Source organism: Microbulbifer mixtoriginis (SeqCode) (assembly GCF_052466865.1).
On sequence record NZ_CP174293.1, the window covers coordinates 143,107 to 166,602 of the forward strand.

Below are 23,496 nucleotides of genomic sequence, written 5' to 3' on the forward strand. Positions count from 1 at the left end.
TGCAGGATGTTGGTGGTGATCGAGTGATCTCCCGCTGGGCGATCCCGGCCGGGCTCAGAAGGCAGTTTATAGCGCCTCCTGAAACTCCCAACACTTACCCCCCAATTCCGGCCGGGGTTTAGCCTTTTCCTCCTCCTTTTCCTGGGATTGCGCAACTGCCAGTCACCGCTCAGGTAACGGCTTCGGTTATAATGCGCGCTTTGCCCCCGAACAGGATCAGTTGTGCAAACAGGAACCCTCTATACCGTATCCGCCCCCTCCGGCGCTGGGAAAACCAGTCTCGTCAAAGCACTGGTGGATAGCGACAGTCAGGTCACCGTTTCTATCTCCCATACCACCCGTTCCATGCGTCCGGGCGAGGTCAACGGTGTCGATTACCACTTCGTGTCGCGCGAGGAGTTTCTGGCAATGCTTGAGCAAGATGCCTTCTTCGAGCACGCTCAGGTATACGGTGATAATTACTACGGTACTTCCAAGGGCAGTATCGAGGAAATTCTCGCTGGTGGCCGCGATGTAATCCTGGAAATTGACTGGCAGGGTGCCGCTCAGGTGCGCCGTCTGCACCCAGAGACCGTCGGTATTTTTATTTTGCCGCCCTCTCAGGAGGCCCTGCGCGAACGCCTCACAGGTCGAGGCCAGGACGACGAAAGTGTGATCGAGCGTCGTATGGATCAGGCCATTGATGAAATGACCCACTACGTGGAAGCCGACTATCTGGTGATTAACGACGATTTCGAGCAGGCCCTAATAGAGCTTGGCTCCATCTTCACCGCCCAGCGCCAACGCCTGGAAAAGCAACAGAAACGCCACGGTGAACTGTTGCAGGCACTGTTGCGCCATTGAGCCGGTTGATCGAATTGCGTACACTCCCCGGTCCGGTAAAATAACCGGTCCCCCGAACAGAATTCGCCCACCCGGGCACAGTGAATGGAACCGAAAGTTTATGGCACGTATCACCGTTGAAGATTGCCTGGAGCACGTCGACAACCGCTTCGAACTCGTTATCGTGGGTAGTAAGCGCGCCCGCCAGATTGCCACCGGCGGACAGGATCCGATGGTTCCAGAAGAGAACGACAAACCCACGGTTATCGCCCTGCGTGAAATCGAAGAGGGCCTGGTTGATGCGAGCATTCTCGACCAGCCAGATCGTGAAGAGGCCCCGGCACCCATGGCGGCCCCGGCCTATCTGTCCGACCAGGAAATCTGATTTCGATCTGTTCTGACCTAGAGTTTATGAGTTTTACGAGAGGCGCGCGCGGCATTGCACACCATCGATAGTCTGGCCCACCGCCTCTCCTCATACCTGCCTCCCGAGCAAATCCAAATAGTCCGTCGCGCCTATTTCTACGCGGAACAAGCCCACGACGGTCAGCAGCGACGTTCCGGTGAACCCTATGTGACCCACCCTTTGGCGGTGGCCACAATTCTCGCTGGCATGCATATGGATCACGAGAGCCTGGCTGCAGCCATGCTCCACGATGTGATTGAAGACACCGGAATCCCCAAAGCCGCACTGGAGGAGCAGTTTGGTGGCGAGGTTGCCGATATTGTCGACGGTGTATCCAAACTGACCCAGTTTGAGACAGACAGCGCCGCGGAAAAACAGGCGGAAAACTTCCAGAAAATGGCTCTGGCCATGGCGCGCGATATCCGCGTGATTTTGGTCAAGCTGGCCGACCGCTTGCACAACATGCGCACCCTCGGCGCACTCAAGCCACAAAAGCGCCAGCGCATCGCTCGCGAAACCCTGGAAATCTACGCACCCATTGCCCACCGCCTGGGTATGAACGATGTGCGTATCGAGTTTGAGGACCGATCCTTCTTTGCGATCCACCCACTGCGCGCCAGCCGACTGCGTGCCGCTCTGGTAGCCGCGCGCGGCAATCGCAAGGAACTGCTGGAGCAGATCCAGAACGCCATTGAGCTGCGCCTGCAGCGTGAAGGAATCAGCTCCCTGGTGATTGGTCGCGAGAAACACCTATTCAGCATCTACCAAAAGATGCGCGCCAAGAAAAAATCCTTTAAAGAGATCATGGATGTCTACGCTTTCCGCATCATCGTGGACAGCGTGGACACCTGCTACCGGGTGTTGGGCGTAATGCACAGCCTCTATAAACCCGTCATCTCCGAATTCAAGGATTATGTTGCCATCCCCAAATCCAATGGGTACCAGTCACTACACACAGTGCTGCTGGGAATGCACGGGGTGCCTATCGAGGTGCAGATCCGCACCAAAGAAATGGATGAAATGGCCAATAGCGGCATCGCCGCCCATTGGCTGTACAAGGCTTCCGGCGATGAGGTAATTAACACTGGTGGTACTAGCCAGGTACGTGCACGCCGCTGGGTGCAGGGCCTGCTGGAGATGCAGCAGCGTGCCGGCGACTCCCTGGAGTTTATTGAGAATGTTAAAATCGACCTCTTCCCCGACGAGGTCTATGTATTCACCCCCAAAGGACAGATTGTCGACCTGCCCGCCGGTGCCACCGCTGTGGATTTCGCCTACTCAGTGCATACTGATATCGGCAACTCCTGTGTGGCCGTGCGGATCAACCAGCGCTTGGCGCCCTTGTCGCAGCCGCTGGCCAGCGGGCAAAAGGTGGAAATTCTCACCCGAAAGAATGCTCAGCCAAATCCAAACTGGCTCAACTTTGTTGTAACCGCCAAAGCCCGTAGCGCCATTCGACACTTCCTCAAACATCAGCGCCACCACGACTCCATTACTCTGGGGCGGCGCCTGCTCGAAAAGGCCCTGGGTAAATTTAATACCCGCCTGGAAGAACTGACACCGGAGCAACTGGAAAAAGGTCTGCAGGAAGCCAAGTGTGCCACTCTGGAGAAATTGCTGGAGGAGATAGGCCTCGGCAACAAAGTCGCCTTCTCTGCGGCCAAGCTGTTGGCTCCCGCGCACAGTGAAGAGGCGGAAGCGAGCAATATCTCCTCGCCACTGACCATTGATGCCCAGGAGGGCATGATGATCAGTTTCGCTCGGTGCTGCCGCCCCATTCCGGGGGATACCATCATCGGCCATATCAGCTCCGGCAAAGGCGTAGTGGTACATCGGGATACCTGCCGCAATACCAACGAATTCCGCGAACACCCGGAAAACCTGATGCTGGTGAACTGGTCCCCAGACGTACGCGGAGAGTTCCTCGGGGATGTGCGGGTGGAAGTGGAGTCCGAGCGCGGCATTATCGCGCGCCTGGCCACCCGTATTACCGAAGAGGGGGCCAGTATCGAGCAGATTAATGTGGATGAAAAAGACGCCCATAACAGCGTAATTTCCCTCACATTAGAGGTCAGTGGCCGTATTCATCTGGCGAGAGTCATGAAAAGGCTGCGCAACCTGCCGTCGGTGATCCGTATCTCGCGCCCGTAAGATACTTGGATATCGTACTGGCGAGCTAATTATCGACTCACTGAGAGCGAGCTTTTACTCCGCTTTTTGGCCTATGGCTTCGCTGCCATTCACTACAAAAGCGCGCTATATTTACTGGCTTTCCGCAACAAATAGCAATAAGTAATGGAGTGCCCAATGCCCAACCGCGCAATTATCAAAACAGACAAGGCTCCGGCAGCAGCCGGTACCTACTCCCAGGCGGTAAAGGTCAACGATACGGTATACCTGTCCGGGCAAATAGGACTGGATCCCGAGACTCAGCAGATGGTTTCCGGTGGTTTTGTCGATGAGGCCCACCAGGTTTTCCGCAACCTTGCAGCCGTTTGTGAGGCCTCGGATGGATCGCTCCAGCATATTGTGAAGCTCAATCTCTACATCACCGACAGCAACAACTTTGCCGCAGTGAATGAGGTGATGGCGGAGTTTTTTCAGGAGCCCTACCCAGCGCGTGCCACGGTGGTCGTTAAGGAGCTGCCGCTTGGTGCCCAGTTTGAAGCCGAGGGGGTGATGGTGCCTTAACCCAGCAGAGCGCCAGCCTGCAGTGCCGGACTTCCGCCCGGCACTGCATTTCTAGATTTCTCTCTCGTAGATTTGCCGCTGTCAGCCTTCCGCTTCCAATAGCGCACTGTAGCCCACTTTGTAATCGGGATACTTGAGCTGGTAACCACTAGCGAGCAAGCGCTGATTACTGAGTTTTTTCGAGCGGCGTTCGCTGGTCTGCACAATCTCACGCAAATGGGCGCTGGTATAGCCCATAGCCTTCACCAGCCACTGCTGTAGTTCATACATGGGGACCGGCTTACTATCGGCGCCGATATACAGCGGCTCTGGTATCCAACCCTGCTTGTGCCTTTCAACCAGGTGCAACAAAAAGCCAATGCAATCGTCCACATGAATACGATTACTGAACTGGGGGGGCTGGGGCGGAGCACAGCGACCGGCGCGTACCTGAGAGAGCAAGCGGTCACGCCCCGGACCGTAAATTCCGGCAAATCGTACAATACAGACCCCGGGAATCGCCGAGCGTATGATCTCCTCCGCTGCGAGCAGCGCCTCTCCCTGAAAACCACTAGGTGCAGGAGGCGTCTGCTCATCGAGAAAATCATCACCGCTCTGGCCATACACGCGGGTTGAAGACGCCCATATCACCAAGCGCGGCGGTTTTGGCAGGCGTGAAATGGCCTCGCCCAAAGCCCGCGCGGTTTCCACGTAAGCGCGCTGATAACCGCCAGGGGTATGTTCATCAGGAGTAAATGTGGCGAGGACGATATCGGCACCATCCGTCAGCAGGCGCTCGATATCCCCCACCTTGGTGGCATCCCCCCGACGCCAATTAACCGCATCCGCTCTGCGCTTACTCGCCAGAGCCACCAGAGGGTTGCGTCGCATGCCGTAAACACTGTACTGCTTGCGATCTATATTTAGAGCGAGGCGCGCCCCCAGATCACCACACCCAAGGATCCAAAGCTTCTCTTTTTGTGTCATATAGTTCCCGACAATCTTACGCCTGGGACAGCGTCGACTGCCATATTCCCTTGATATTGTGCTGTTGCGTCCCGCAGAACTCCTCAGATGAGAAGTCCCTAGTCTTATTCATTAACTATTAAACGGTGCGCCAAAAAAAATCCGCAAACGATTGCGGTTTTGCCATCCATGAATAACGATGCGAGGCACTTTCACGCCTCACCATTCCATCTGCCGCTCTGGTATTGAACTAATTACCGCGCCCTTTGAGTAGGCGGTAGACAGCGAGAAAGATAATCGCACCAATGGTGGCTGTTATTATGTCGCCAAATCCGAAACCGGTCACGGGGCCACCGAATCCAATCAGGGCACCAAGCCAACCACCGATGAAGGCACCGATAATGCCAATCACCATTGTGACTATCCAACCACCTGGGTCTTTACCTGGCATGATCCATTTGGCTAAGGCGCCGGCAATCAGTCCGAGAATAATCCAGGATAAAACTCCCATGGCGTTTCTCCATTCTGTTGGCCCTCATAAGATATAGCAAAATTTTGCGCCTCAATTCCATAAAGGCGTCCACAATTGGTAATTTTTCCCAACTTTGTGCCTGAGGTGACAGCTTAGCGCTAGGGTGTGGTCAGCAGCTATTATTTATGAATAATAGCTATCAAATACTATCGCTTAATTGTCTTTACCATGACTCTCAATGAACTGCGCTACATCGTCACTCTCGCTCAGGAACAGCATTTCGGCCGCGCCGCCGAGCGCTGCTTCGTCAGCCAACCGACCCTGTCTATCGCAGTAAAAAAGCTGGAGAAAGAGCTGGGCGTCGCCCTTTTCGAGCGTTCCAAAACCCGGGTACAGGCCACGCCATTGGGGGAGCGTATCGTCGCCCAGGCCCAACTAGTACTGGAACAGTCTGCCGCTATTAAAGACATCGCCAGCGCCGGTAAGGACCAACTGGCGAGCCCCCTCTCGGTCGGGGCGATTTTTACTATCGGCCCCTATTTGTTTCCGCACTTTATTCCGCAGCTACAGCACCTGGCCCCAGATATGCCTCTCTACGTAGAAGAAGGCTACACTGCCACTCTGCGCCAACGCCTGCGCAAGGGCGAGCTGGATGCGATCATTATCGCGTTGCCATTCACCGAGCCCGATGTGGTCACCCAACCACTTTATGACGAACCTTTCGTGGTATTGATGCCTGCTGGGCACCCCCTTGCCCAGCAGGAATTCATAGATCCCGAGCAGCTCACCAAAGATAATGTGCTGTTGCTTGGGGAGGGCCACTGCTTCCGCGACCAAGTGCTGGAGGCCTGCCCACACTTGCAGGTCACTATGGAGAAGGAGAGCGGTGGTGGAGGCATTCGCACAGCCGCCGATGGCAGTTCGCTGGAAACCCTGAGACACATGGTGGCCTCGGGTCTCGGTATCACCGTATTGCCATTCTCCGCTGCCACTGCTTCGCAATATGCCAGCGGACTGCTGGAAACACGCCCCTTCAAGGCGCCGGGGCCCCGGCGCACCGTCGCATTGGCTTGGCGTGCCAGCTTTCCACGCCACCGAGCTATCGATATATTGCGTGAGGCCATCAGCCAGTGTCATCTGATCGAGCCATAAACAACCTTGCAGATCAGCCGGTTACCAACCTCAAAGGGGTAGGAGACAAGTTTGCCCAGGTCCTGGCCAAACTGCATATCCACTCCCTGCAAGACCTGCTGTTCCACTTGCCGTTGCGCTATCAGGACCGCACCCGGGTGGTGCCGGTGGCCGGGCTCACTGCCGGGATGGATGCGGTTATTGAGGGCGAGGTAACTGCCGCCGATGTAGTTTTCGGCCGCCGACGCAGTCTGGTAGTCAAGCTTCAGGATATGAGCGGCAGTATCACTCTGCGTTTTTTCCACTTTTCTGCTGCGCAGAAAAACCGCTTTGCCCGCGGCGTACGCCTGCGTTGCTTCGGCGAGGCGCGGCGTGGCGCCGCCGGCCTGGAACTCTACCATCCCGAGACTGAAGTTGTCGGCAGCGAAAACGCCACTACCGAGGAAACCCTGACACCGGTTTACCCCCTGACCGAGGGCGTCAGCCAGGGGCGTATGCGCGGTCTGATGCAGCAAGCCGTGGAGCTCCTGCGCAGTGGAGCCGTGACCGAACTGCTCCCTGCAGATTTACTTCCAAAGCCATTGCGTTACCCACTGAGTGACGCCCTGGTTTATTTGCACTCGCCACCTGCCGGCACCCAGTTGGAAAAACTCGCCGCCGGCACACACCCCGCACAACAGCGCCTGGCCCTGGAAGAGCTGCTCGCGCACCATTTGAGCCTGCTGGAATTGCGGCGCAACAGCGCAAGGGTTGCGGCACCGCCACTGCCCAAAAACAAATCTCTGGAGAGAGATTTCCTCTCGCGACTGCCATTTTCGCTCACCGGTGCACAACAAAGAGTCTGTGAGGAGATCGCCGAAGACCTCGCCCAAGACCTCCCTATGATGCGCCTGTTACAGGGAGATGTCGGCGCCGGTAAAACCCTGGTAGCGGCCATGGCTGCCCTCAAAGGCATCGGCGCTGGTGCTCAAGTGGTGGTGATGGCGCCGACAGAGATTCTCGCCGAGCAGCATAGAATCAATTTCTGTAACTGGCTTGAGCCTCTCGGCGTACAGGTAGCGCAACTTACCGGCAGCTTAAAAGCCGCCGAACGCCGCGAACAGTTGAGCAAAATTGCCAGTGGCGAGGCGCAGCTGGTGGTAGGCACTCATGCACTCTTCCAGGAGGGTGTGGAATTCCATAACCTGGTGTTGGTGATTATTGACGAGCAACACCGTTTCGGGGTGCGCCAGCGGTTGGAGCTGCGTGAGAAGGGCGCCGCCAGCGGTGCCACCGGCAGGTTGCAACCGCACCAGTTGATTATGACCGCCACCCCGATCCCCCGTACCCTGGCTATGTCCGCATTTGCCGATCTGGACTGCTCCATCATTGATGAGCTGCCTCCCGGTCGCCAGCCTATCAACACCGTGGCGATCTCTAACGACCGCCGCGACCAGGTGATGGAAAGAGTGCACAGTGCCATCGCCGAGGGGCGCCAGGCCTATTGGGTCTGCACCCTGATTGAGGAATCCGAGAGCCTGCAGGCTCAGGCCGCAGAGTCCACCGCCGAGGAATTAGTGGAGATGCTCGACGGTGCGCGTGTGGCCCTGGTACACGGACGCCTTAAGCCGGAGCAGAAAGAGCAGGTAATGAGCGCCTTCAAAGCTGGTGAGGTAGACCTGCTGGTGGCAACCACGGTGATCGAGGTGGGGGTAGATGTGCCCAACGCCAGTCTGATGATTATTGAAAACCCAGAGCGCCTGGGGCTCGCCCAGCTGCACCAGCTGCGCGGTCGGGTTGGGCGCGGCTCCATAGCCAGTCACTGTGTGCTGCTCTACGGTACACCGCTGTCACAAAATGGACGGGCGCGCCTACAGGCGCTGCGTCAGCATAGCGACGGCTTCGCCATCGCTGAGGAAGACCTGCGTCTGCGCGGACCAGGGGAAATTCTCGGCACCCGCCAGACTGGAGAGATCCAACACCGTATTGCAGATCTGCAGCGGGATGCGGAACTGCTGCCACAAGTGCAAAAAATAGCCATATCCCCACATTTGACGGAAGGGATGCGACAGCAGCTAATTAAGCGCTGGTTACAAAACAAGCCCCGTTTCGCCGAGGCTTGAGGAGAGCGCCTTAGTGGGCGCCTACTGTACTGTTATCGTTGATGCTGACACTCTTGTAATTGGCGTCGTAGTAAGTCTCCTCGTCCAAGGCGCCTTCACTCTTCGCCACCACACTGCTCACTACCGCATCTCCGGTGATATTCACTGCGGTGCGCACCATATCCAGCAGGCGGTCAACGCCGATTACAATGGCAATTCCCTCCAGCGGCAGGCCCACCTGCTGCAGTACCATACCGAGCATAATCAGGCCCACTCCGGGCACCCCGGCAGTACCAATAGAAGCCAGGGTTGCTGTCAGGATCACTGTCAGGAAGCCGGTCAAGCCGATCTCAATACCAAAGAACTGAGCGATAAAGACCGTTGCCACACCCTGCATAATCGCGGTGCCATCCATATTAATAGTGGCACCTAGAGGAATGGTAAATGAAGCAATCTTGTTATCCACACCTAGGCGTTTCTCTACCGTCGACAATGTCACCGGGATAGTGGCGGCAGAGGAAGCGGTACTGAAGGCGAACACCATAGTCGACCACATCTTCTTCAGTAGTTCTAGTGGATTTAGACCGCTCAACAACTTGAGCAAAGCTGAATACACAACTAGCGCATGCACTAATAAGGCTGCCAGAACTACAAAGAAATACTTAGCCAGTTGTTTTAGCCCTTCTATCCCCAAACCTGCAAAAGTTTTCGCCAACAGGGCAAAAACTCCGTAAGGAGCAAACACCATCAACACGCCCACCATGCGCAGTACAACGCTATTGAGATCGTTGAAGAAAGCTGCAACGCGCTTCCCTGGCTCACCACAGCGGGAGATCGCATAGCCCATCAATAGGGCAAACACGATAATTTGCAGCATATTGCCCTCGGCCATGGCTGCGACCGGGTTGGTGGGAAAAATATTTACCAGCACTTCAGAGAGTGGGGGGGATTCTTTTGGTTGGAAAGAAGACGTTGCCGCAGCAGCAGCCTCGCTCACACCTACCCCAGGCTGGAAGATCAGTGCCATGCACAGGGCCAGGGTAATAGCGATAGCCGTTGTCAGCATGTAGAGCAGCACAGTTTTACCCGCCAACGGACCGATCCGGCTTCCTTCAGACAGGGCACAGGCACCACTGATCAGAGAAACCAACACCAACGGCACCACCATCAGCTTCAGAGAGGCGATAAAAATTCGCCCGATAATGTCGAACAGGCCACCCGTCAGGTAGAGGTTGATTGCGTTGGTAACACCCTCACCGAGCAACTGGCTCATATTCAGGATATTGATCAGGATTCCCAGCCCAATACCCGCGATCATCCCCAGCAGAATTTTGGTCGTAAGCCCCATAACAAGCTTCTCTTTATAAATTCATTGTTTTCATTAAAGGGAGCACTATATCCATTGCCGCCCCGGTGAGCAAAAATCCAACGGGGTGGCGCCAGCCGCCAGTGGGCAGGGTACAATGCCCTTTTTACCGACTGCGGAGTTATCGTTGCACCAGTCTCCATTTGTACCTGCGGGCGATTGGCGGGGGCGGCCGTTTGAATCGGCACAGTCCCAACCACCAGAAAACCTAATGCCGTGGCTGGCATACACCGGTTCGCTCACCGCTGCACTGAAGCAACTGAGTGGAGGGGATTTCAGTGTGCGGGTACTCGGTCAGAGCTGGCAGCTACCCCGAGCGGAGGAATGCCGCGCGCTCAATTTAAATCGGCACAGCCGCGCCCTGGTGCGGGAGGTACTACTGATAGGGTGTGGCCAACCCTGGGTTTACGCGCGCAGTGTCCTGCCCCTGCGCAGCCTGCAGGGCAAGTCCCGCAACTTACGCAGTCTCGACGACCGCCCTCTAGGGGAGCTACTGTTCAGCGAACCAGGGATTCGCCGAGGCGAAATAGAGTTCAACCAATTGCGGCGCAACCCCGACTTGCAGGCTCAAGGACTCTGCGACGACGGCGACAGTGCCTGGGGGCGCCGCTCAATTTTTTGGCTGCGGAGCAAGCCCCTCTTGGTCGCAGAGGCTTTTTTATCGCAGTTCTGCCCCGATGGCCCACCTGCAGTCCCCGCAAACCAATAATCAAATACAGGGAGATTAGCCACCGTGATTAGCCAACAAATCGCCGCGCGCTGGCCCGCCGCAATGCCCTATTGGCAATTGGCGCGTATGGATAGGCCCATTGGCTCCCTATTACTTTTGTGGCCCACTTGGGCCGCACTATGGCTTGCGGCGGGGGGCTGGCCAGGGCTGCAACTATTTGCAGTGTTCACTTTGGGCGTCATCCTGATGCGTGCGGCCGGCTGCGCGGTAAATGACTTCGCCGACCGCGAGATTGACGGCCATGTTAAGCGCACCGCCACGCGCCCCCTGGCCACCGGCAACGTTACCCCCATGGCGGCTCTTGGCCTATTCGCCGGACTCAGCTTCGCAGCTTTTCTGCTGGTGCTCACCACCAATCAGCTAACGATTTTATTGTCATTGCCAGCACTGGCATTGGCCTTCTGCTACCCCTTTGCCAAGCGGCACACTCACCTGCCTCAAGTCGTATTGGGCGCGGCATTCAGTATGGGTATCCCCATGGCCTTCGCCGCAGTGACAGGCGAAGTCCCCCCTCAGGCCTGGCTTCTCTATGTCGCCAACCTCTTGTGGACCCTGTGTTATGACACTTTTTACGCCATGGTAGATCGGGATGACGACCTAAAAATTGGAGTTAAATCCACGGCAATTCTGTTCGGGGAAATGGACAGAGCCATGACTGCCACCCTGCAGCTTTTGGTTCTAATGGCACTGGTGTTGATCGGCCAGCGCTTCGGCCTCGGCGCCATTTACTACTTGGCAGTTACAGCTATAGCGGCGCTTTTCGCCTACCAGCAATGGCTGATTCGCAACCGCGATAGAGAGGCCTGCTTTAAGGCATTTATCCACAACAACTGGGTAGGGTTGGTGTTTTTTGCCGGTATATTCCTGCATTACCTCTTCAATTGATCCAGGTCTGGGAGTTCAGGCATAACCGTCATATATTTGTCATATAAATCCCGTTTAATCCTCGGCCATAACCGGGAACTTCTGACAACAGAGCGGGTATGGCAGCCAAATGCACAGTAAAACGATCCTGATTGTCGACGATGAAGCCCCTGTACGCGATATGCTGCGGGTGGCTTTAGAAATGGCAGACTACCGTTGCCTGGAGGCGGAAAACGCCCAAGAGGCCCACGCCTTAGTCATCGACGAAAAGCCAGACCTTATTCTTCTCGATTGGATGCTACCCGATGTATCCGGAGTAGAGCTGGCCCGCCGACTTAAGCGCGATGAGCTGACCACCGCGGTGCCCATCATCATGCTCACCGCCAAAGGTGAAGAAGACAATAAAATCAAAGGGTTAGAGACGGGCGCTGACGACTATATCACCAAGCCCTTCTCCCCCCGCGAGCTGGTGGCGCGCCTCAAGGCGGTACTGCGCCGCGCCGGCCCGGCCACCCCTGAAGACCCCCTCAGCGCCGGCGATCTGGTACTGGACCCTCTAAGCCACAGGGTCACTATCAAAGGACAGCCGGTGGATATGGGGCCTACTGAATTTCGCCTGCTGACTTTCTTCCTCTCTCACCAGGAACGCGCCTACACACGCACCCAGCTGCTGGATCACGTCTGGGGTGGCAATGTCTATGTGGAGGAGCGCACCGTCGACGTGCACATCCGCCGCCTGCGCAAAGCTCTGGCACTTGACGGTCACGACCGTTATATCCAGACAGTGCGCGGCACCGGCTATCGATTTTCTGTGCAAACTGTCGAAAAAGTGTGACAATCCTTCTGGATCGGCACTGACTCCCGCGGTAACCCTTGGTCACTCCTGTAAGAGGATCGGGTTTCTAAGATGTATTAAGTGCGGGGGTGGACATCAGCCCTCCCGACAACTGCCAGGTAACACGGCAAGGCTATGTTGGATCGCAGTATTGGCGAATTTTCGCGCTTCTTAATTATTGCTCTGGGCTGCTTGACCCTCGGCTTCACCACGTCCGAGTGGTCGCTCACCCTGATTTTAGGGCTGGCAGCCTACCTGCTCTCAGTGCTGTGGCAGCAGCACCGCTTCAATCGTTGGCTGGCCAATGGCCGCCGCGGCCCCGCTCCCACTGCTTTTGGTATCTGGGGTGAAATCTATGACGACTTCTACCGTATGCAGCGCCGTCACCGCCGTGAGAAGCAAAAGCTACATGTCATGTTACGCCGTGTTCAGGACAGCACCAGCGCCCTGCGCGAAGGCATTGTAGCCCTGGAAAATGGCGACCACCTCGCCTGGTGGAACCCCGCCGCCGGCGAGCTGCTCGGCCTGCAGTCCAGTGATCAGGGGCAGTCCCTGGTGAACTTTGTGCGCGACCCTGGCTTTGTCAGCTATATGCACAGCGAGGATAACAGCCCCCGCGAACCACTGACCCTGCCAGCGCCGGGAAATGAAGCCCTACACCTGCAACTGGAAGTGACCCGCTACGGCAAGGATGAAGCCCTGGTTATCGTTCGCGATATCACCCGCCTGCACAATCTCGAGCAGATGCGTCGTGATTTTGTCGCCAACGTTTCCCACGAGTTGCGCACTCCTCTTACCGTAATTGCCGGCTACCTGGAAACCCTGCAGAACAGTGATGTGGCACCTCCCGCCTGGCGGCGCCCGCTGGTTCAGATGGAGGAGCAGGCGGCACGTATGACCACCTTGGTCAACGACCTGCTTCTTCTGGCACGCCTGGAAACGTCAGAGCGAAAAACGGGTGACGTCTCTGTAGATGTGCGCGAGTTGATGGAGCGAGTTGCCCGTGAGGCGCGCAGCTTTAGCGGCGACCGTCACCAGGTCAGTGTGGCGTGCGAAGGGGATTGCAGTATCCGCGGCGATGCCAGTGAGCTGCACAGTGCTTTCGCCAACTTGGCGCTCAATGCGGTGAAATACAGCCCGGGGAACGGGGAGATACAACTGCGCTGGTGGCAGGATAACGATGGCGGCCACTTCAGTGTGCGGGACCAGGGTATCGGTATAGACTCGCTGCATATCCCGCGCCTTACCGAACGTTTTTACCGGGTAGACCCCGGCCGCTCCCGCGACAGCGGCGGCACAGGATTGGGCCTGGCTATCGTCAAGCATGTACTATTGCGCCACGGTGCGGAAATGAGCGTGCACAGTGTCCCAGCCCAGGGCAGTACTTTCACCCTGCACTTCCCCTCTACCAAGCTGGAAGAGAGCCCCTCTCGGGAACTAATGGAGACCGAGGGTGCGGATTCCTGATCCACCCCCTCAATGATAAAACTATTCAAATTCCGGCAGCTTTACCGGCTCACCATTTTTGATATAAGTTGCCTCTTCTTCATCGTGCACCGGGGTGCTCTCCCGGCGCAGGATCAGGTGGTGCAACTTTAAATCCCCATCTCTTAACAACAGATGCTCATTGCCATTGTCATCCACAGGCAGAGGCTTGTTTCCCACCAAGGCATCGCGCAGAGCGCGCAGCCGCGGCACATCTTTATAGCGATTCAGGTCATTGGAGAGACGCGTTTTCATGCGCTCACTTTCATGCAGGGCTGCAGCAGTTTCACGATATTTGGCGAAAAAAAATACAGCAGCAATGGCAAATGCTACAACAACAGACACTTCAAACCATACGGGCATAATCACTCCTTGTTATCGTATTTACGCCAAACGACCAGCTGGTTGTTCGCTGGCAGGTAATTTAGCTCTTCCCGACGCATGCCGACATCACTGGCCAATTGATCCAACCACTCCAGATCACGGATACCGCTATCGGGGTTGCGCTCTTTGAGGTAGGTATCGAAATCCGCATTGCTGGGCCCGATAAAACTGCCATCAATCTTGAAGGGTCCATATACAACCAGCAAGCCATTGGGTTCTAACAGGGTGTGCAGTTTGTGAAAGAATCGCTGTACTGACTCCTTCGACATAATATGCAGGGTATTCGCGGTAAACACCGCATCGAAATTCAGCGCTGGCCAGGGCGCATCGACATCCAGAGTCAGAGGTTCGCGCAAGTTCTGTGCGGGCGCACTCGCCAACCAGGCACGCACACCGGGCAGCATTTCCGTCCGCTCCGAAGTCTGCCAAATTAAGTGGGGCAGGCGCGGTGCAAAAAAGACCGCGTGCTGACCTGTGCCGCTCCCCACCTCCAATACCTTATGGCTACCATCCAGCAGGCGGCGCAGATGAGTAAGAATTGGATCGCGATTACGCGCACAAGCCGGTGCATCCGGCAGGCTGGTATCGCTCATTGCTGCTCATCCCGAGTGAAAACCCAGTCGTGCTCATTGGACATGCCCGAGTTATAGGCATAGCCGGCTACATCAAAGCCCTTAAGCTCCTCCGCTTTCTTCACCCGCTGCTCAATCGCCCAGCGGCTCATCATGCCACGCGCTTTCTTAGCAAAGAAGCTGATCATCTTATACTGACCATTTTTTAGATCTTTAAAATGGGGGGTAATGACCTCTGCATTGAGCGCCTTGGGCTTTACCGCCTTGAAGTACTCATTAGAGGCAAGGTTGACCAATTCCCGGCTCTTCAGCGCATGCAACTGGGCATTGAGCGTCTCAGTAATTTGCTCTCCCCAAAATTCATACAGATTTTTACCGCGGCTGTTTTCAAACCTGGTGCCCATTTCCAGGCGGTAGGGTTGCATCAGGTCCAGCGGGCGCAACAGGCCATAGAGACCGGAGAGCATTCGCAAATGCTTTTGCGCATAACTGAAGTCTCGCTTGCCCATAGTTTCAGCGGCCAGGCCGGTATAAACATCTCCCTTAAAGGCGAGCAGGGCCGGGCGCGCATTTTTATCTGTGAAAGGGCGTTTCCAGTCTTGAAAGCGGTCGTAATTCAACACACCCAGCTTGTCGGAAATCTTCATCAAGCTGGAGATCTGCTGTGGGCTCAGATCACGCAGTTCGCCAATTAATGCCGCTGACTCCTTGAGAAAGTCTGGCTGAGTGGTTTCCAGTGTGGGTATTTCGCTCTCGTAATCCAGCGTCTTGGCTGGAGAAATCACTATTAACATCGGGTGCCTTACTTATGCTGCTTCGCTTTCTATTTGAGCCCAACCGCTAGGACCGGGGCACTGCTCTATTCGGGCTTCAATATATCCTGCCACCAGTTGAGGGGTGTTTGGCCATCCTTCGGATCGTAGACATTGCCGTAGTACCAGGCACTGTTGGCACCATCACAGATACTATTGAGAATTTCCTCAATCTTATCGAAACCACAGCTGACATGGATGCTGTAAACCAGCATGCGTGGAACTTCCAGATCCAGCTCTCCTCCAAGTTTCTCCAGCTGCGGGCTCAAGCGGTCGGAGAGTTCGGCGCTATCGCCGCGACAAAAAACACGGATCGCCAAATTGCCGGAGCGCTTAACCAGCTCAAATTGCTGGGTGTCTTTATCCACTTTGATGCAATCGCCACTGGCGATACCTTTAATAAATGCGGGAGAACGCACCAGCTGGCAACTGTCGTCCTCATTGACACGTACCTGTAAGCGCTCTACCACCGGCTCGCCATCGGGGTTGGTGCCCGCAAATAACTCTATTACCTGAAGTGCCGTCATAACCTCTATTCCCCGACTGTGTACAATGGGTGATCGTTGAATAATCGGCATTATACAGGGAGGCAAGCAATGATCTCGCGTAACCAGGCTTTCTTCGCCGCAGTGGCGTTGACGGCAACCTCTATAATCAGTGGCTGCGTCACCAATCCAGTGACCGGAAAGCAACAGTTTTCTCTGGTATCGGCCCAGCAGGAATTGAACTTAGGGCAGCAGCAATACCCAATCAACCAGCAACAACAGGGCGGTCAGTACACCATAGATCCCAGCTTGCAGGAATATGTGAACCGGGTCGGGCAAAAGCTGGCAAGATTCTCAGACCAGCCGCAGCTGCCCTACGAATTTGTGGTATTGAATAACTCCGTTCCCAACGCCTGGGCACTTCCCGGTGGCAAAATCGCCATTAACCGGGGCCTGCTGGTCCTGCTTGAGGATGAGGCAGAATTGGCCGCTGTACTCGGCCACGAGATTGTCCATGCCGCCGCCCGCCACTCCGCCACCGCCATGTCACAACAACAGGTGCTCGGAGCCGGACTGGCTGTACTCGGTGCGGCCACCAAAGATTCCGCCTATGCGGACCTTATTTCTACTGGCAGCCAGCTGGGAGGTTCTGCCTATATCGCCCGCTACGGGCGCGGCAACGAACTGGAATCCGACGAATACGGCATGAAATATATGGCTGCCGCCGGCTATGACCCCCAGGGCGCCGTGCGACTGCAGCGCAAATTCGTCGAACTCTCCAAAGGGCAGCAGAGCAACGGCCTGGAAGCCCTCTTCGCCAGCCACCCCCCATCACAGTCCCGCGTCAGCGCCAATATCGAGCACAGTAAATCCCTACCCAAGAACGGGGTCACCAACCGCGATGCCTATCAAAAGGCCATAGCACAACTAAAACGCGATGCCGATGCCTATGAAAATTATGATGGTGCCATAAAAGCAGCCAATAAAAAGCAGTTTGGTACGGCACTGAATTTGATACGAAAGGCACAGAAGCAACAACCAAAAGAAGCCTCTTTCTTCGCTCTGGAAGGAGATTTGCTCGCCCAGAAAAAACAATTTGATAAAGCCCACCAGGCCTACGACCGTGCCGTACAGAAAAATCCTGCACTATTTTCCCACTGGTTAAAACGCGGCATGGCTAGTGCGCAACTTAAAAATTACACTGCTGCGGAGAGGGACTTAAACCGTTCTCTACGTTATTTGGAAACAGCTTACGCACACTTCTATTTGGGCGAGGTGTATGAAAAGCAGGGGAATAAGCAAAGCGCTTTCAAGCACTACGAGACAGCAGCCGGGGCAGGGGGAGAAATAGGCACTAAGGCGCAGGCGCGGATACAGGCATTGACTGGAAAAGCTTAAGCCCAATTTCTCCTAAAAATCGATTAAAAAGGGCTACTTATAAGTAGCCCTTTTATTTAGCTATTAATTACAGCTGAACAGTCAAACCTAGCTCAAATTTATCAATGTCTACATCGAAATCTGCACCAGCGGCATAGGCTTCATTACCAAAGCTGCGCAAGTTCATACCTTCCGCAAAGATAGTGCTATAAGCGGCCTCAACAGCGATATTTCTACTAAAGAAGTGTGAAAAGGCTACCTTATAGTCATCGTTCTCATCAAACTTTACACCAAAAGACGTATTTGAAGTGAAGTAGTAATCTGTACCAACTTGCCAGTAATCATCACCATTATCAATATTGGCATAGGCAAGTTCAGCGGCTAGGTATTGATTACCGCCTAAGCTCGTAAAGTACTTAGAAGAGAACACCTGAACATCGAAGTCATCATCTGTTGCAAAATCAAAACCGATATAATCGGTACCACTTAGCTGATAATTATAACGAGCTTCAACTAAAGTTTTGTCTTCCTCGTCAGTATCAACGTGAGACGCTTCTACCAGAAAGTTGGGGGTGAAAAAGTACCCAAGTGTTAACTTGTTTACGCCACTATCGTCTACTTCTGTAATATTAGCACCGAATACTAAGCCATTATCAGCAAAGTATTCACCTGCAATTGCAAAATTATCAAGGTCTTCACTTTCTACATCGTAGTGAAGAAATGCTGCCGAAACATTGCTAACTTTATTAATATATTCAAATTCTTTAAGCGGTCCTAGTGCCTCTTTACCGCTAAAGTAGTAAGTCGTTTCTGCACCGAACTGATTTCCATCAGCACTATCAAAATCAAGATTGGAATATCCGAGTGTAGAAATAGAGTTGTACTCCTCAGCAGTTGCAGTAGCCGCAAGAAGCATCAGGGGAAGAGCTGCGAGCTTGAATCTCATATCAAAATCCTTCGTTAACGTAGGGATCCAAATTGGGCTGCGGATTGTAACAAAAGATTTTTTGTCCGCAACAACAGTTAATTACACAAAGTCAGTTTGAGAAGACTTTGCGACGAAGGGAGTGAGAACAGAGGCTAGATAGAATAAAAAGCGGCTAGCCTAGATGTAATTATCCGTAATCAAGTACTTTAAATGCTTATTCAATGACCGAGTAAAATTTACAGTTTTTATTTTTTAAAAAATAATTTATTCAGCTTCTATTCAGCTCTGACGTAGCATTCTTAAGAAAGTTCATCACCAGTAGAAGAAGCTACTACGTCTCTAAATTCTTTAAACTCTCCTAAAGGTCGTATTCCCACAAAAGGAGCCACGTTTTGAATAATTTCATCAATCGCTAACGTATGTTTAGCCTGCATAGCATCGCGTTCTGTTTTACTGTGCCAAGTGGCTATCGCTATGAGGCTATTTTCGTCACCGATCTTTTGCAAAAGTTCCGTGCCCATAGCCCCAGGTGCCCGCTGAATTAACTGAGACGCACGTACCCAGGCATCGGCATATTCTTCCGCTGTGAAACCTTCCTTGATTTGAACCTCAAAAATATATTTCATCACCAAGCCTCTATATATTTCCAGTTTTTAAAAATTGCTTGCAATAAAAAAGGCCGCTTTGAGCGACCTTTCTTTGGCTGAGGAAACTCAGGATTTCCTTAAATTCAAATTCCTCTCGTGGCCGTGGCGAATATCCGCTCCCTCCACCAAGTAGACTACCTGCTCACAAATATTCTTGGCGTGGTCACCGATACGCTCCAGTGAGCGCAGTGTCCACAGCACATTGATCACGCGGGAAATACTGCGTGGATCTTCCATCATGTAAGTCACCAGCTCACGGACGGCGGTGCGGTAATCCATGTCCACCTGCTCATCCTCGGCGAGGGTGCGCAATGCGGACTCCACATCGAAACGAGTGTAGGCATCCAGGGCGTCGTTGAGCATTTTGCGTACAGCATTTGCCAGATGGCGTATCTCGGTATAGCCGCGCGGTGAGGTGCCCTCATCGGTCAGGGCAATCGCCATTTTCGCGATTTTGCTGGCCTCGTCACCGATACGTTCCAGGTCGCGGGCGATACGGGTTACCGACATCACCATACGCAGATCCGAAGCGGCGGGCTGGCGCTTGGCGATGATTAAAGTCGCGTGCTCGTCCAGGGCCATCTCGCACTTGTCGATTTCCTCTTCGACGCGCAGGACTTCCTCGGCGAGCTGGCTGTCGGCATTCGACAGAGCATCGACGGCATCGGCTACTTGGCGGGCGACCATGCCGCCCATTTCCAACATCTCGGTCTTGATTCCCTCCAGGTCCTCATTGAACTGGCGGGAGATATGCTGATCGAAGTGCATTTCCATAGTTATCCCTCGGAGCAAGATTGGCTTAGCCGAAGCGGCCGGTAATGTAGGCTTCGGTTAGTTCGTGCTCCGGATTGGTGAACACGGTCTCTGTATCGTTGACTTCAACCAAGTGCCCCAGGTGGAAGTAAGCCGTGCGCTGACTGACGCGGGCCGCCTGCTGCATGGAGTGGGTCACGATGGCAATAGTGTAGTTCTCGCGCAGCTCATCGATCAGCTCCTCAATACGCGCAGTGGCAATAGGGTCCAGGGCGGAGCAGGGCTCATCCATCAGGATAACCTCCGGGCTCACCGCAATGGCTCGGGCGATACACAGACGCTGCTGCTGACCGCCAGACAGGCCGGTGCCCGGCTTGTCCAAACGGTCCTTAACTTCATCCCAGAGGCCGGCGCGGCGCAGGCTGTTTTCCACAATTTCATCCAGGTCGGCGCGGCGGCTGGCGATCCCGTGGATTTTGGGGCCGTAGGCCACATTTTCATAGATAGACTTGGGGAAGGGATTGGGCTTCTGGAACACCATCCCCACCCGAGCGCGCAGCGGCACAACATCCACCTTGGGACCATAAATGGGGTCGCCATCCAGGCTCAATTCGCCTTCCACCCGACAGCCTTCGATAGTGTCATTCATGCGGTTGAGGCAGCGCAGGAAAGTGGACTTACCACAACCGGATGGGCCGATCATCGCCACAACTTCATTGCGGCCGATATCCAGGCCCACATTGTGAATAGCCTGGGTTTCACCGTAGAACACATTCACATTGCGCATGCGTAACTTGGCGGTATCAGTAAAGGGCTGGCCCACTGTTTTCCGCACCTCGGCTTGGCTCACTGCCATTTTTTCACCGGTCAGTTCGGGTTGCGCCGCTTCAGAATGTCCGGCGGCATCCAGGGTCATGGTACTCATAAATAATCCTGTTTTCCGATTATCCGCGCTGTTACCAGCGGCGCTCAAGTTTCTTGCGCAGCATTACTGCACTGGTATTCATAAGAATCAATACACTCAGCAGCACCATAATGGCTGCAGAGGTACGCTCCACAAAGGCGCGCTCTGGGCTGTCGGCCCAGAGAAAAATCTGTACCGGCAATACCGTGGCCGGATCAGTAACTCCGCCGGGTACATCCACAATAAAGGCAACCATACCGATCATCAGAAGGGGAGCAGTCTCTCCCAGGGCCTGGGCCATACCAATAATCGCACCGGTGAGCATACCGGGCATGGCCAGCGGCAATACATGGTGGAAAACCACCTGCATACGCGAGGCACCCATACCCATCGCCGCTTCGCGAATCGAAGGCGGCACCGCTTTCAACGCCGCACGACTGGAAATAATAATTGTCGGCAATGTCATCAGGGTAAGTACCAGACCGCCAACCAGAGGCGCTGAGCGCGGCAACTCAAAAAAGTTGATAAAGATCGCCAGCCCCAGCAAGCCGAATACAATGGACGGCACTGCCGCGAGGTTATTGATATTCACCTCAATCAGATCGGTCCAACGATTCTTCGGCGCGTATTCTTCCAAGTAGATAGCGGCAGCCACCCCGATTGGGAAAGACAGCGCCAAAGTCACCAGCAATGTAAACAGCGAGCCCATCAAAGCGGCGCGGATACCTGCCTGTTCCGGCTCACGCGAATCGCCGTTGGTAAAGAAAGTGGTATTAAAACGCTTCTTCAGTTCGCCACTTTGTAGCAACTGCTCGATCCAGCCGGCTTTCTGTTCGGATGTACGGCCGCGGAAGCCCTCTTTGGAATCCTTCAAGCTTTTAACAAAAGTATCCACATCGTCGTCAGCGGCAAACCATACCTTCTCGCTCTTACCCAGTAGCTCTGGGTTTGCAGCCAAGCGATCACGCAGGTTAAAGGGTGCCCCCGAGGAAACTAAGCTATAGAGCTCACGCTTGTCACTGCGGCCAGTCACCGAGGGAAAACGTTCGCGCAACGCCGCGCGGATCACGCCGGTGAAGTTGGCCCAGGCAAGGCTCTCCTCATCGACCTTCTCAATACCGAGTACCTGCGCATCGTAGTGCACTTCCAGCTCAATGGCGGTCTGCACAAAGGCGCCGCTACCCTTGCTGATAATATCGCTAAATAGAATAACAACCGCGAGTATGCCGAAAGCGATACTGGCAATGCCCAGCCCGCGAAACAGTTTTTCCTTGCGATGGCGGCTGGCGAGGCGCTTCTCGATGCGCTCACGAACCTGCGTCTGGGTGAGGTTAGTCATACTGCTCCCGGTATTTTTTCACTACATGCAGGGCGATAAAGTTCAGCACCAGAGTGGAGATAAATAGCATCAGGCCAAGCGCAAATGCGGCCAGGGTCTTGGGACTGTCAAACTCCTGGTCGCCGACCAGTAGCGTCACGATTTGCACGGTAACAGTGGTTACCGAATCCAGAGGGTTCGCAGTCAGGTTGGCGGCGAGGCCCGCGGCCATCACTACGATCATGGTTTCACCAATTGCGCGAGATACCGCCAAAAGTACACCGCCGACAATTCCCGGCAGGGCGGCGGGAATCACCACCTTGCGCACGGTCTCCGATTGGGTTGAACCCAATCCCAGAGCGCCATCGCGCAGGGACTGCGGAACTGCATTAATAACATCGTCAGATAATGAAGAGACAAATGGGATAATCATAATCCCCATCACCAGGCCAGCGGCCAGGGCGCTCTCACTGGAGGCCTGTAAACCCATTGAGGTGGCCAGGTCGCGAATAAATGGGGCAACAGTCAGTGCCGCAAAAAAGCCGTATACCACGGTGGGTACACCGGCGAGAATTTCCAAAATAGGCTTGGCCACGTTGCGCACGCGCTTGCTGGCGTACTCGGCCAGATAAATAGCGGCCATCAGGCCCACAGGCACCGCCACCAACATAGCGATTGCGGAAACCATCAGGGTGCCGGTAAACAGGGGTACCGCACCAAAGGCTCCGCTGGAACCAACCTGATCGGCGCGTAGGGCCATCTGCGGGCTCCAGTGCAGGCCGAACAAGAATTCAGTCACCGGCACCGACTGGAAAAAGCGCAGCGACTCAAACAGTACCGAGAACAAAATACCCACAGTGGTAAAAATCGCGGCGCAGGCACAGGTAATCAGAATGGCCTTCAGGACTTTTTCCACTTTCTCACGGGCACGCAGCTCCGGTGAAAAACGCAACAGTGCAAATGCCCCCAGGCCCACCGCCAATATCAGGCTTAAAAAGGCCTGCAGAGCATTGGAATTATTGCGCAACTGACTGAGGTGCTCGGCAGCCGACTGTAACTGTGGGGATGACTCTCCCACCAAATGGCCAGCGGCGAGATTTTGAATTTGTGCATAGAGCAGGTTCTGCCCGGCAATGGTATCGGGCTTGTCGGCGATGCTGTGCATCACCATAGAGCGAATAATGGCATCGTCAAAAATCAGCCAGGCACCCAGTAGTAAAAGTGCCGGTAAACCACACCAAAGCGCGGTAAATAATCCATGATAGCTGGGCAGTGAGGCCAGATTACGCAGGCCTCCGCGGCTGCGCGCTGCACTCAGTGCACGACTAAAGCCGGTACCGTAGGCCACTAAAATCAACAGCAGCAAAAGAGCGAACAGTGTGGGGGTTTGCATTGAGTTACCGCGCTAAAAATGTCGATGTCGGCATTATCCCGACTTTTCCCTGTGTTTCCACTTGGCTTTCATAAAAACGGCCAAGCCCTCTCGAG

General features: G+C 54.6%; 24 protein-coding genes. 11 read left to right on the plus strand and 13 right to left on the minus strand.

Annotated elements, in window-relative coordinates; genetic code table 11:
• The first annotated feature begins 222 nt into the window (after positions 1 to 222).
• From gmk to ACJJJA_RS00725, 4 genes are all read left to right on the plus strand, one after another.
• A complete protein-coding gene (gene gmk / locus ACJJJA_RS00710) occupies positions 223 to 843 on the plus strand; it encodes a guanylate kinase (protein ID WP_444899467.1) in 621 nt (206 codons plus the stop codon).
• 100 nt (positions 844 to 943) lie between these two features.
• Positions 944 to 1,207, plus strand: coding sequence for a DNA-directed RNA polymerase subunit omega (gene rpoZ, locus ACJJJA_RS00715; protein WP_252086044.1), 264 nt, complete (start codon positions 944 to 946; stop codon positions 1,205 to 1,207).
• Positions 1,208 to 1,261: 54 nt separating this feature from the next.
• Positions 1,262 to 3,379 (plus strand): bifunctional GTP diphosphokinase/guanosine-3',5'-bis pyrophosphate 3'-pyrophosphohydrolase, encoded by a 2,118-nt coding sequence (spoT, locus tag ACJJJA_RS00720; protein WP_252083894.1) that lies wholly within the window; start codon positions 1,262 to 1,264, stop codon positions 3,377 to 3,379.
• A gap of 156 nt (positions 3,380 to 3,535) precedes the next feature.
• Positions 3,536 to 3,919, plus strand: a complete 384-nt coding sequence (locus ACJJJA_RS00725) for a Rid family detoxifying hydrolase (RefSeq protein WP_444883209.1) — start codon at positions 3,536 to 3,538, stop codon at positions 3,917 to 3,919.
• Positions 3,920 to 4,000: 81 nt separating this feature from the next.
• Here ACJJJA_RS00725 and ACJJJA_RS00730 read toward each other — a convergent pair whose 3' ends face one another.
• Together ACJJJA_RS00730 and ACJJJA_RS00735 are read right to left on the minus strand one after the other, a co-directional pair.
• Positions 4,001 to 4,885 carry an NAD-dependent epimerase/dehydratase family protein gene (locus ACJJJA_RS00730; RefSeq protein WP_444887588.1) on the minus strand — a complete coding sequence of 295 codons (885 nt, stop codon included), beginning with the start codon at positions 4,883 to 4,885 and terminating at the stop codon, positions 4,001 to 4,003.
• A gap of 229 nt (positions 4,886 to 5,114) precedes the next feature.
• Positions 5,115 to 5,375 (minus strand): GlsB/YeaQ/YmgE family stress response membrane protein, encoded by a 261-nt coding sequence (locus ACJJJA_RS00735; RefSeq protein ID WP_252083897.1) that lies wholly within the window; start codon positions 5,373 to 5,375, stop codon positions 5,115 to 5,117.
• Positions 5,376 to 5,564: 189 nt separating this feature from the next.
• Between ACJJJA_RS00735 and ACJJJA_RS00740 the strand changes: the two genes are divergently transcribed.
• Both ACJJJA_RS00740 and recG read left to right on the plus strand, forming a co-directional pair.
• Positions 5,565 to 6,488: a hydrogen peroxide-inducible genes activator gene (locus tag ACJJJA_RS00740; RefSeq protein ID WP_252083898.1), complete on the plus strand. Its 924-nt coding sequence runs from the start codon at positions 5,565 to 5,567 to the stop codon at positions 6,486 to 6,488.
• A complete protein-coding gene (recG, locus tag ACJJJA_RS00745) occupies positions 6,467 to 8,569 on the plus strand; it encodes an ATP-dependent DNA helicase RecG (protein ID WP_444903469.1) in 2,103 nt (700 codons plus the stop codon). The genes ACJJJA_RS00740 and recG overlap by 22 nt, the downstream gene beginning before the upstream one ends.
• Positions 8,570 to 8,579: 10 nt before the next feature.
• On the opposite strand, the gene ACJJJA_RS00750 is transcribed toward recG, so the two are convergent.
• Positions 8,580 to 9,896, minus strand: a complete 1,317-nt coding sequence (locus ACJJJA_RS00750) for a dicarboxylate/amino acid:cation symporter (protein ID WP_444903470.1) — start codon at positions 9,894 to 9,896, stop codon at positions 8,580 to 8,582.
• Positions 9,897 to 10,011: 115 nt separating this feature from the next.
• On the opposite strand from ACJJJA_RS00750, the gene ACJJJA_RS00755 reads away from it, so the two are divergent.
• The 4 genes from ACJJJA_RS00755 to phoR all read left to right on the plus strand — a co-directional run bounded on the left by ACJJJA_RS00755 (position 10,012) and on the right by phoR (position 13,810).
• On the plus strand, positions 10,012 to 10,623 hold the full coding sequence (locus ACJJJA_RS00755) for a chorismate--pyruvate lyase family protein (RefSeq protein ID WP_444903471.1): 612 nt from the start codon (positions 10,012 to 10,014) through the stop codon (positions 10,621 to 10,623).
• A 63-nt stretch (positions 10,624 to 10,686) separates the two neighbouring features.
• A complete protein-coding gene (gene ubiA, locus ACJJJA_RS00760) occupies positions 10,687 to 11,529 on the plus strand; it encodes a 4-hydroxybenzoate octaprenyltransferase (RefSeq protein ID WP_444905273.1) in 843 nt (280 codons plus the stop codon).
• A 109-nt stretch (positions 11,530 to 11,638) separates the two neighbouring features.
• Positions 11,639 to 12,343: a phosphate regulon transcriptional regulator PhoB gene (gene phoB, locus ACJJJA_RS00765; protein ID WP_444903472.1), complete on the plus strand. Its 705-nt coding sequence runs from the start codon at positions 11,639 to 11,641 to the stop codon at positions 12,341 to 12,343.
• A gap of 135 nt (positions 12,344 to 12,478) precedes the next feature.
• A complete protein-coding gene (gene phoR, locus ACJJJA_RS00770) occupies positions 12,479 to 13,810 on the plus strand; it encodes a phosphate regulon sensor histidine kinase PhoR (protein WP_444903473.1) in 1,332 nt (443 codons plus the stop codon).
• 21 nt (positions 13,811 to 13,831) lie between these two features.
• On the opposite strand, the gene ACJJJA_RS00775 is transcribed toward phoR, so the two are convergent.
• The 4 genes from ACJJJA_RS00775 to ACJJJA_RS00790 all read right to left on the minus strand — a co-directional run bounded on the left by ACJJJA_RS00775 (position 13,832) and on the right by ACJJJA_RS00790 (position 16,123).
• Complete coding sequence (locus ACJJJA_RS00775) at positions 13,832 to 14,191, minus strand: hypothetical protein (RefSeq protein ID WP_252083904.1); 360 nt, start codon at positions 14,189 to 14,191, stop codon at positions 13,832 to 13,834.
• A gap of 2 nt (positions 14,192 to 14,193) precedes the next feature.
• Positions 14,194 to 14,805 (minus strand): DUF938 domain-containing protein, encoded by a 612-nt coding sequence (locus ACJJJA_RS00780; RefSeq protein ID WP_444903474.1) that lies wholly within the window; start codon positions 14,803 to 14,805, stop codon positions 14,194 to 14,196.
• Positions 14,802 to 15,578: a peroxide stress protein YaaA gene (gene yaaA / locus ACJJJA_RS00785; protein ID WP_444903475.1), complete on the minus strand. Its 777-nt coding sequence runs from the start codon at positions 15,576 to 15,578 to the stop codon at positions 14,802 to 14,804. The genes ACJJJA_RS00780 and yaaA overlap by 4 nt, the downstream gene beginning before the upstream one ends.
• Before the next feature lie 65 nt (positions 15,579 to 15,643).
• On the minus strand, positions 15,644 to 16,123 hold the full coding sequence (locus tag ACJJJA_RS00790; protein WP_252083907.1) for a DUF4265 domain-containing protein: 480 nt from the start codon (positions 16,121 to 16,123) through the stop codon (positions 15,644 to 15,646).
• 69 nt (positions 16,124 to 16,192) lie between these two features.
• Here ACJJJA_RS00790 and ACJJJA_RS00795 point away from each other — a divergent pair, with 69 nt between their 5' ends.
• Positions 16,193 to 17,479, plus strand: coding sequence for a M48 family metalloprotease (locus tag ACJJJA_RS00795; RefSeq protein ID WP_444903476.1), 1,287 nt, complete (start codon positions 16,193 to 16,195; stop codon positions 17,477 to 17,479).
• A 67-nt stretch (positions 17,480 to 17,546) separates the two neighbouring features.
• Here ACJJJA_RS00795 and ACJJJA_RS00800 read toward each other — a convergent pair whose 3' ends face one another.
• The 6 genes from ACJJJA_RS00800 to pstC form a co-directional block, all read right to left on the minus strand.
• Positions 17,547 to 18,404, minus strand: a complete 858-nt coding sequence (locus ACJJJA_RS00800) for a putative porin (protein ID WP_444903477.1) — start codon at positions 18,402 to 18,404, stop codon at positions 17,547 to 17,549.
• A 281-nt stretch (positions 18,405 to 18,685) separates the two neighbouring features.
• Positions 18,686 to 19,012, minus strand: coding sequence for an antibiotic biosynthesis monooxygenase family protein (locus ACJJJA_RS00805; protein WP_444903478.1), 327 nt, complete (start codon positions 19,010 to 19,012; stop codon positions 18,686 to 18,688).
• An 87-nt stretch (positions 19,013 to 19,099) separates the two neighbouring features.
• Entirely contained in the window at positions 19,100 to 19,807 is a 708-nt protein-coding gene (gene phoU / locus ACJJJA_RS00810; RefSeq protein WP_252083912.1) for a phosphate signaling complex protein PhoU, read from the minus strand.
• A 25-nt stretch (positions 19,808 to 19,832) separates the two neighbouring features.
• Positions 19,833 to 20,711, minus strand: a complete 879-nt coding sequence (pstB, locus tag ACJJJA_RS00815) for a phosphate ABC transporter ATP-binding protein PstB (RefSeq protein ID WP_252083913.1) — start codon at positions 20,709 to 20,711, stop codon at positions 19,833 to 19,835.
• Positions 20,712 to 20,742: 31 nt separating this feature from the next.
• Positions 20,743 to 22,029, minus strand: coding sequence for a phosphate ABC transporter permease PstA (pstA, locus tag ACJJJA_RS00820; protein WP_444903479.1), 1,287 nt, complete (start codon positions 22,027 to 22,029; stop codon positions 20,743 to 20,745).
• On the minus strand, positions 22,022 to 23,401 hold the full coding sequence (gene pstC / locus ACJJJA_RS00825) for a phosphate ABC transporter permease subunit PstC (RefSeq protein ID WP_444903480.1): 1,380 nt from the start codon (positions 23,399 to 23,401) through the stop codon (positions 22,022 to 22,024). Before pstC ends, pstA begins: the two co-directional genes overlap by 8 nt.
• Positions 23,402 to 23,496 lie beyond the last annotated feature (95 nt).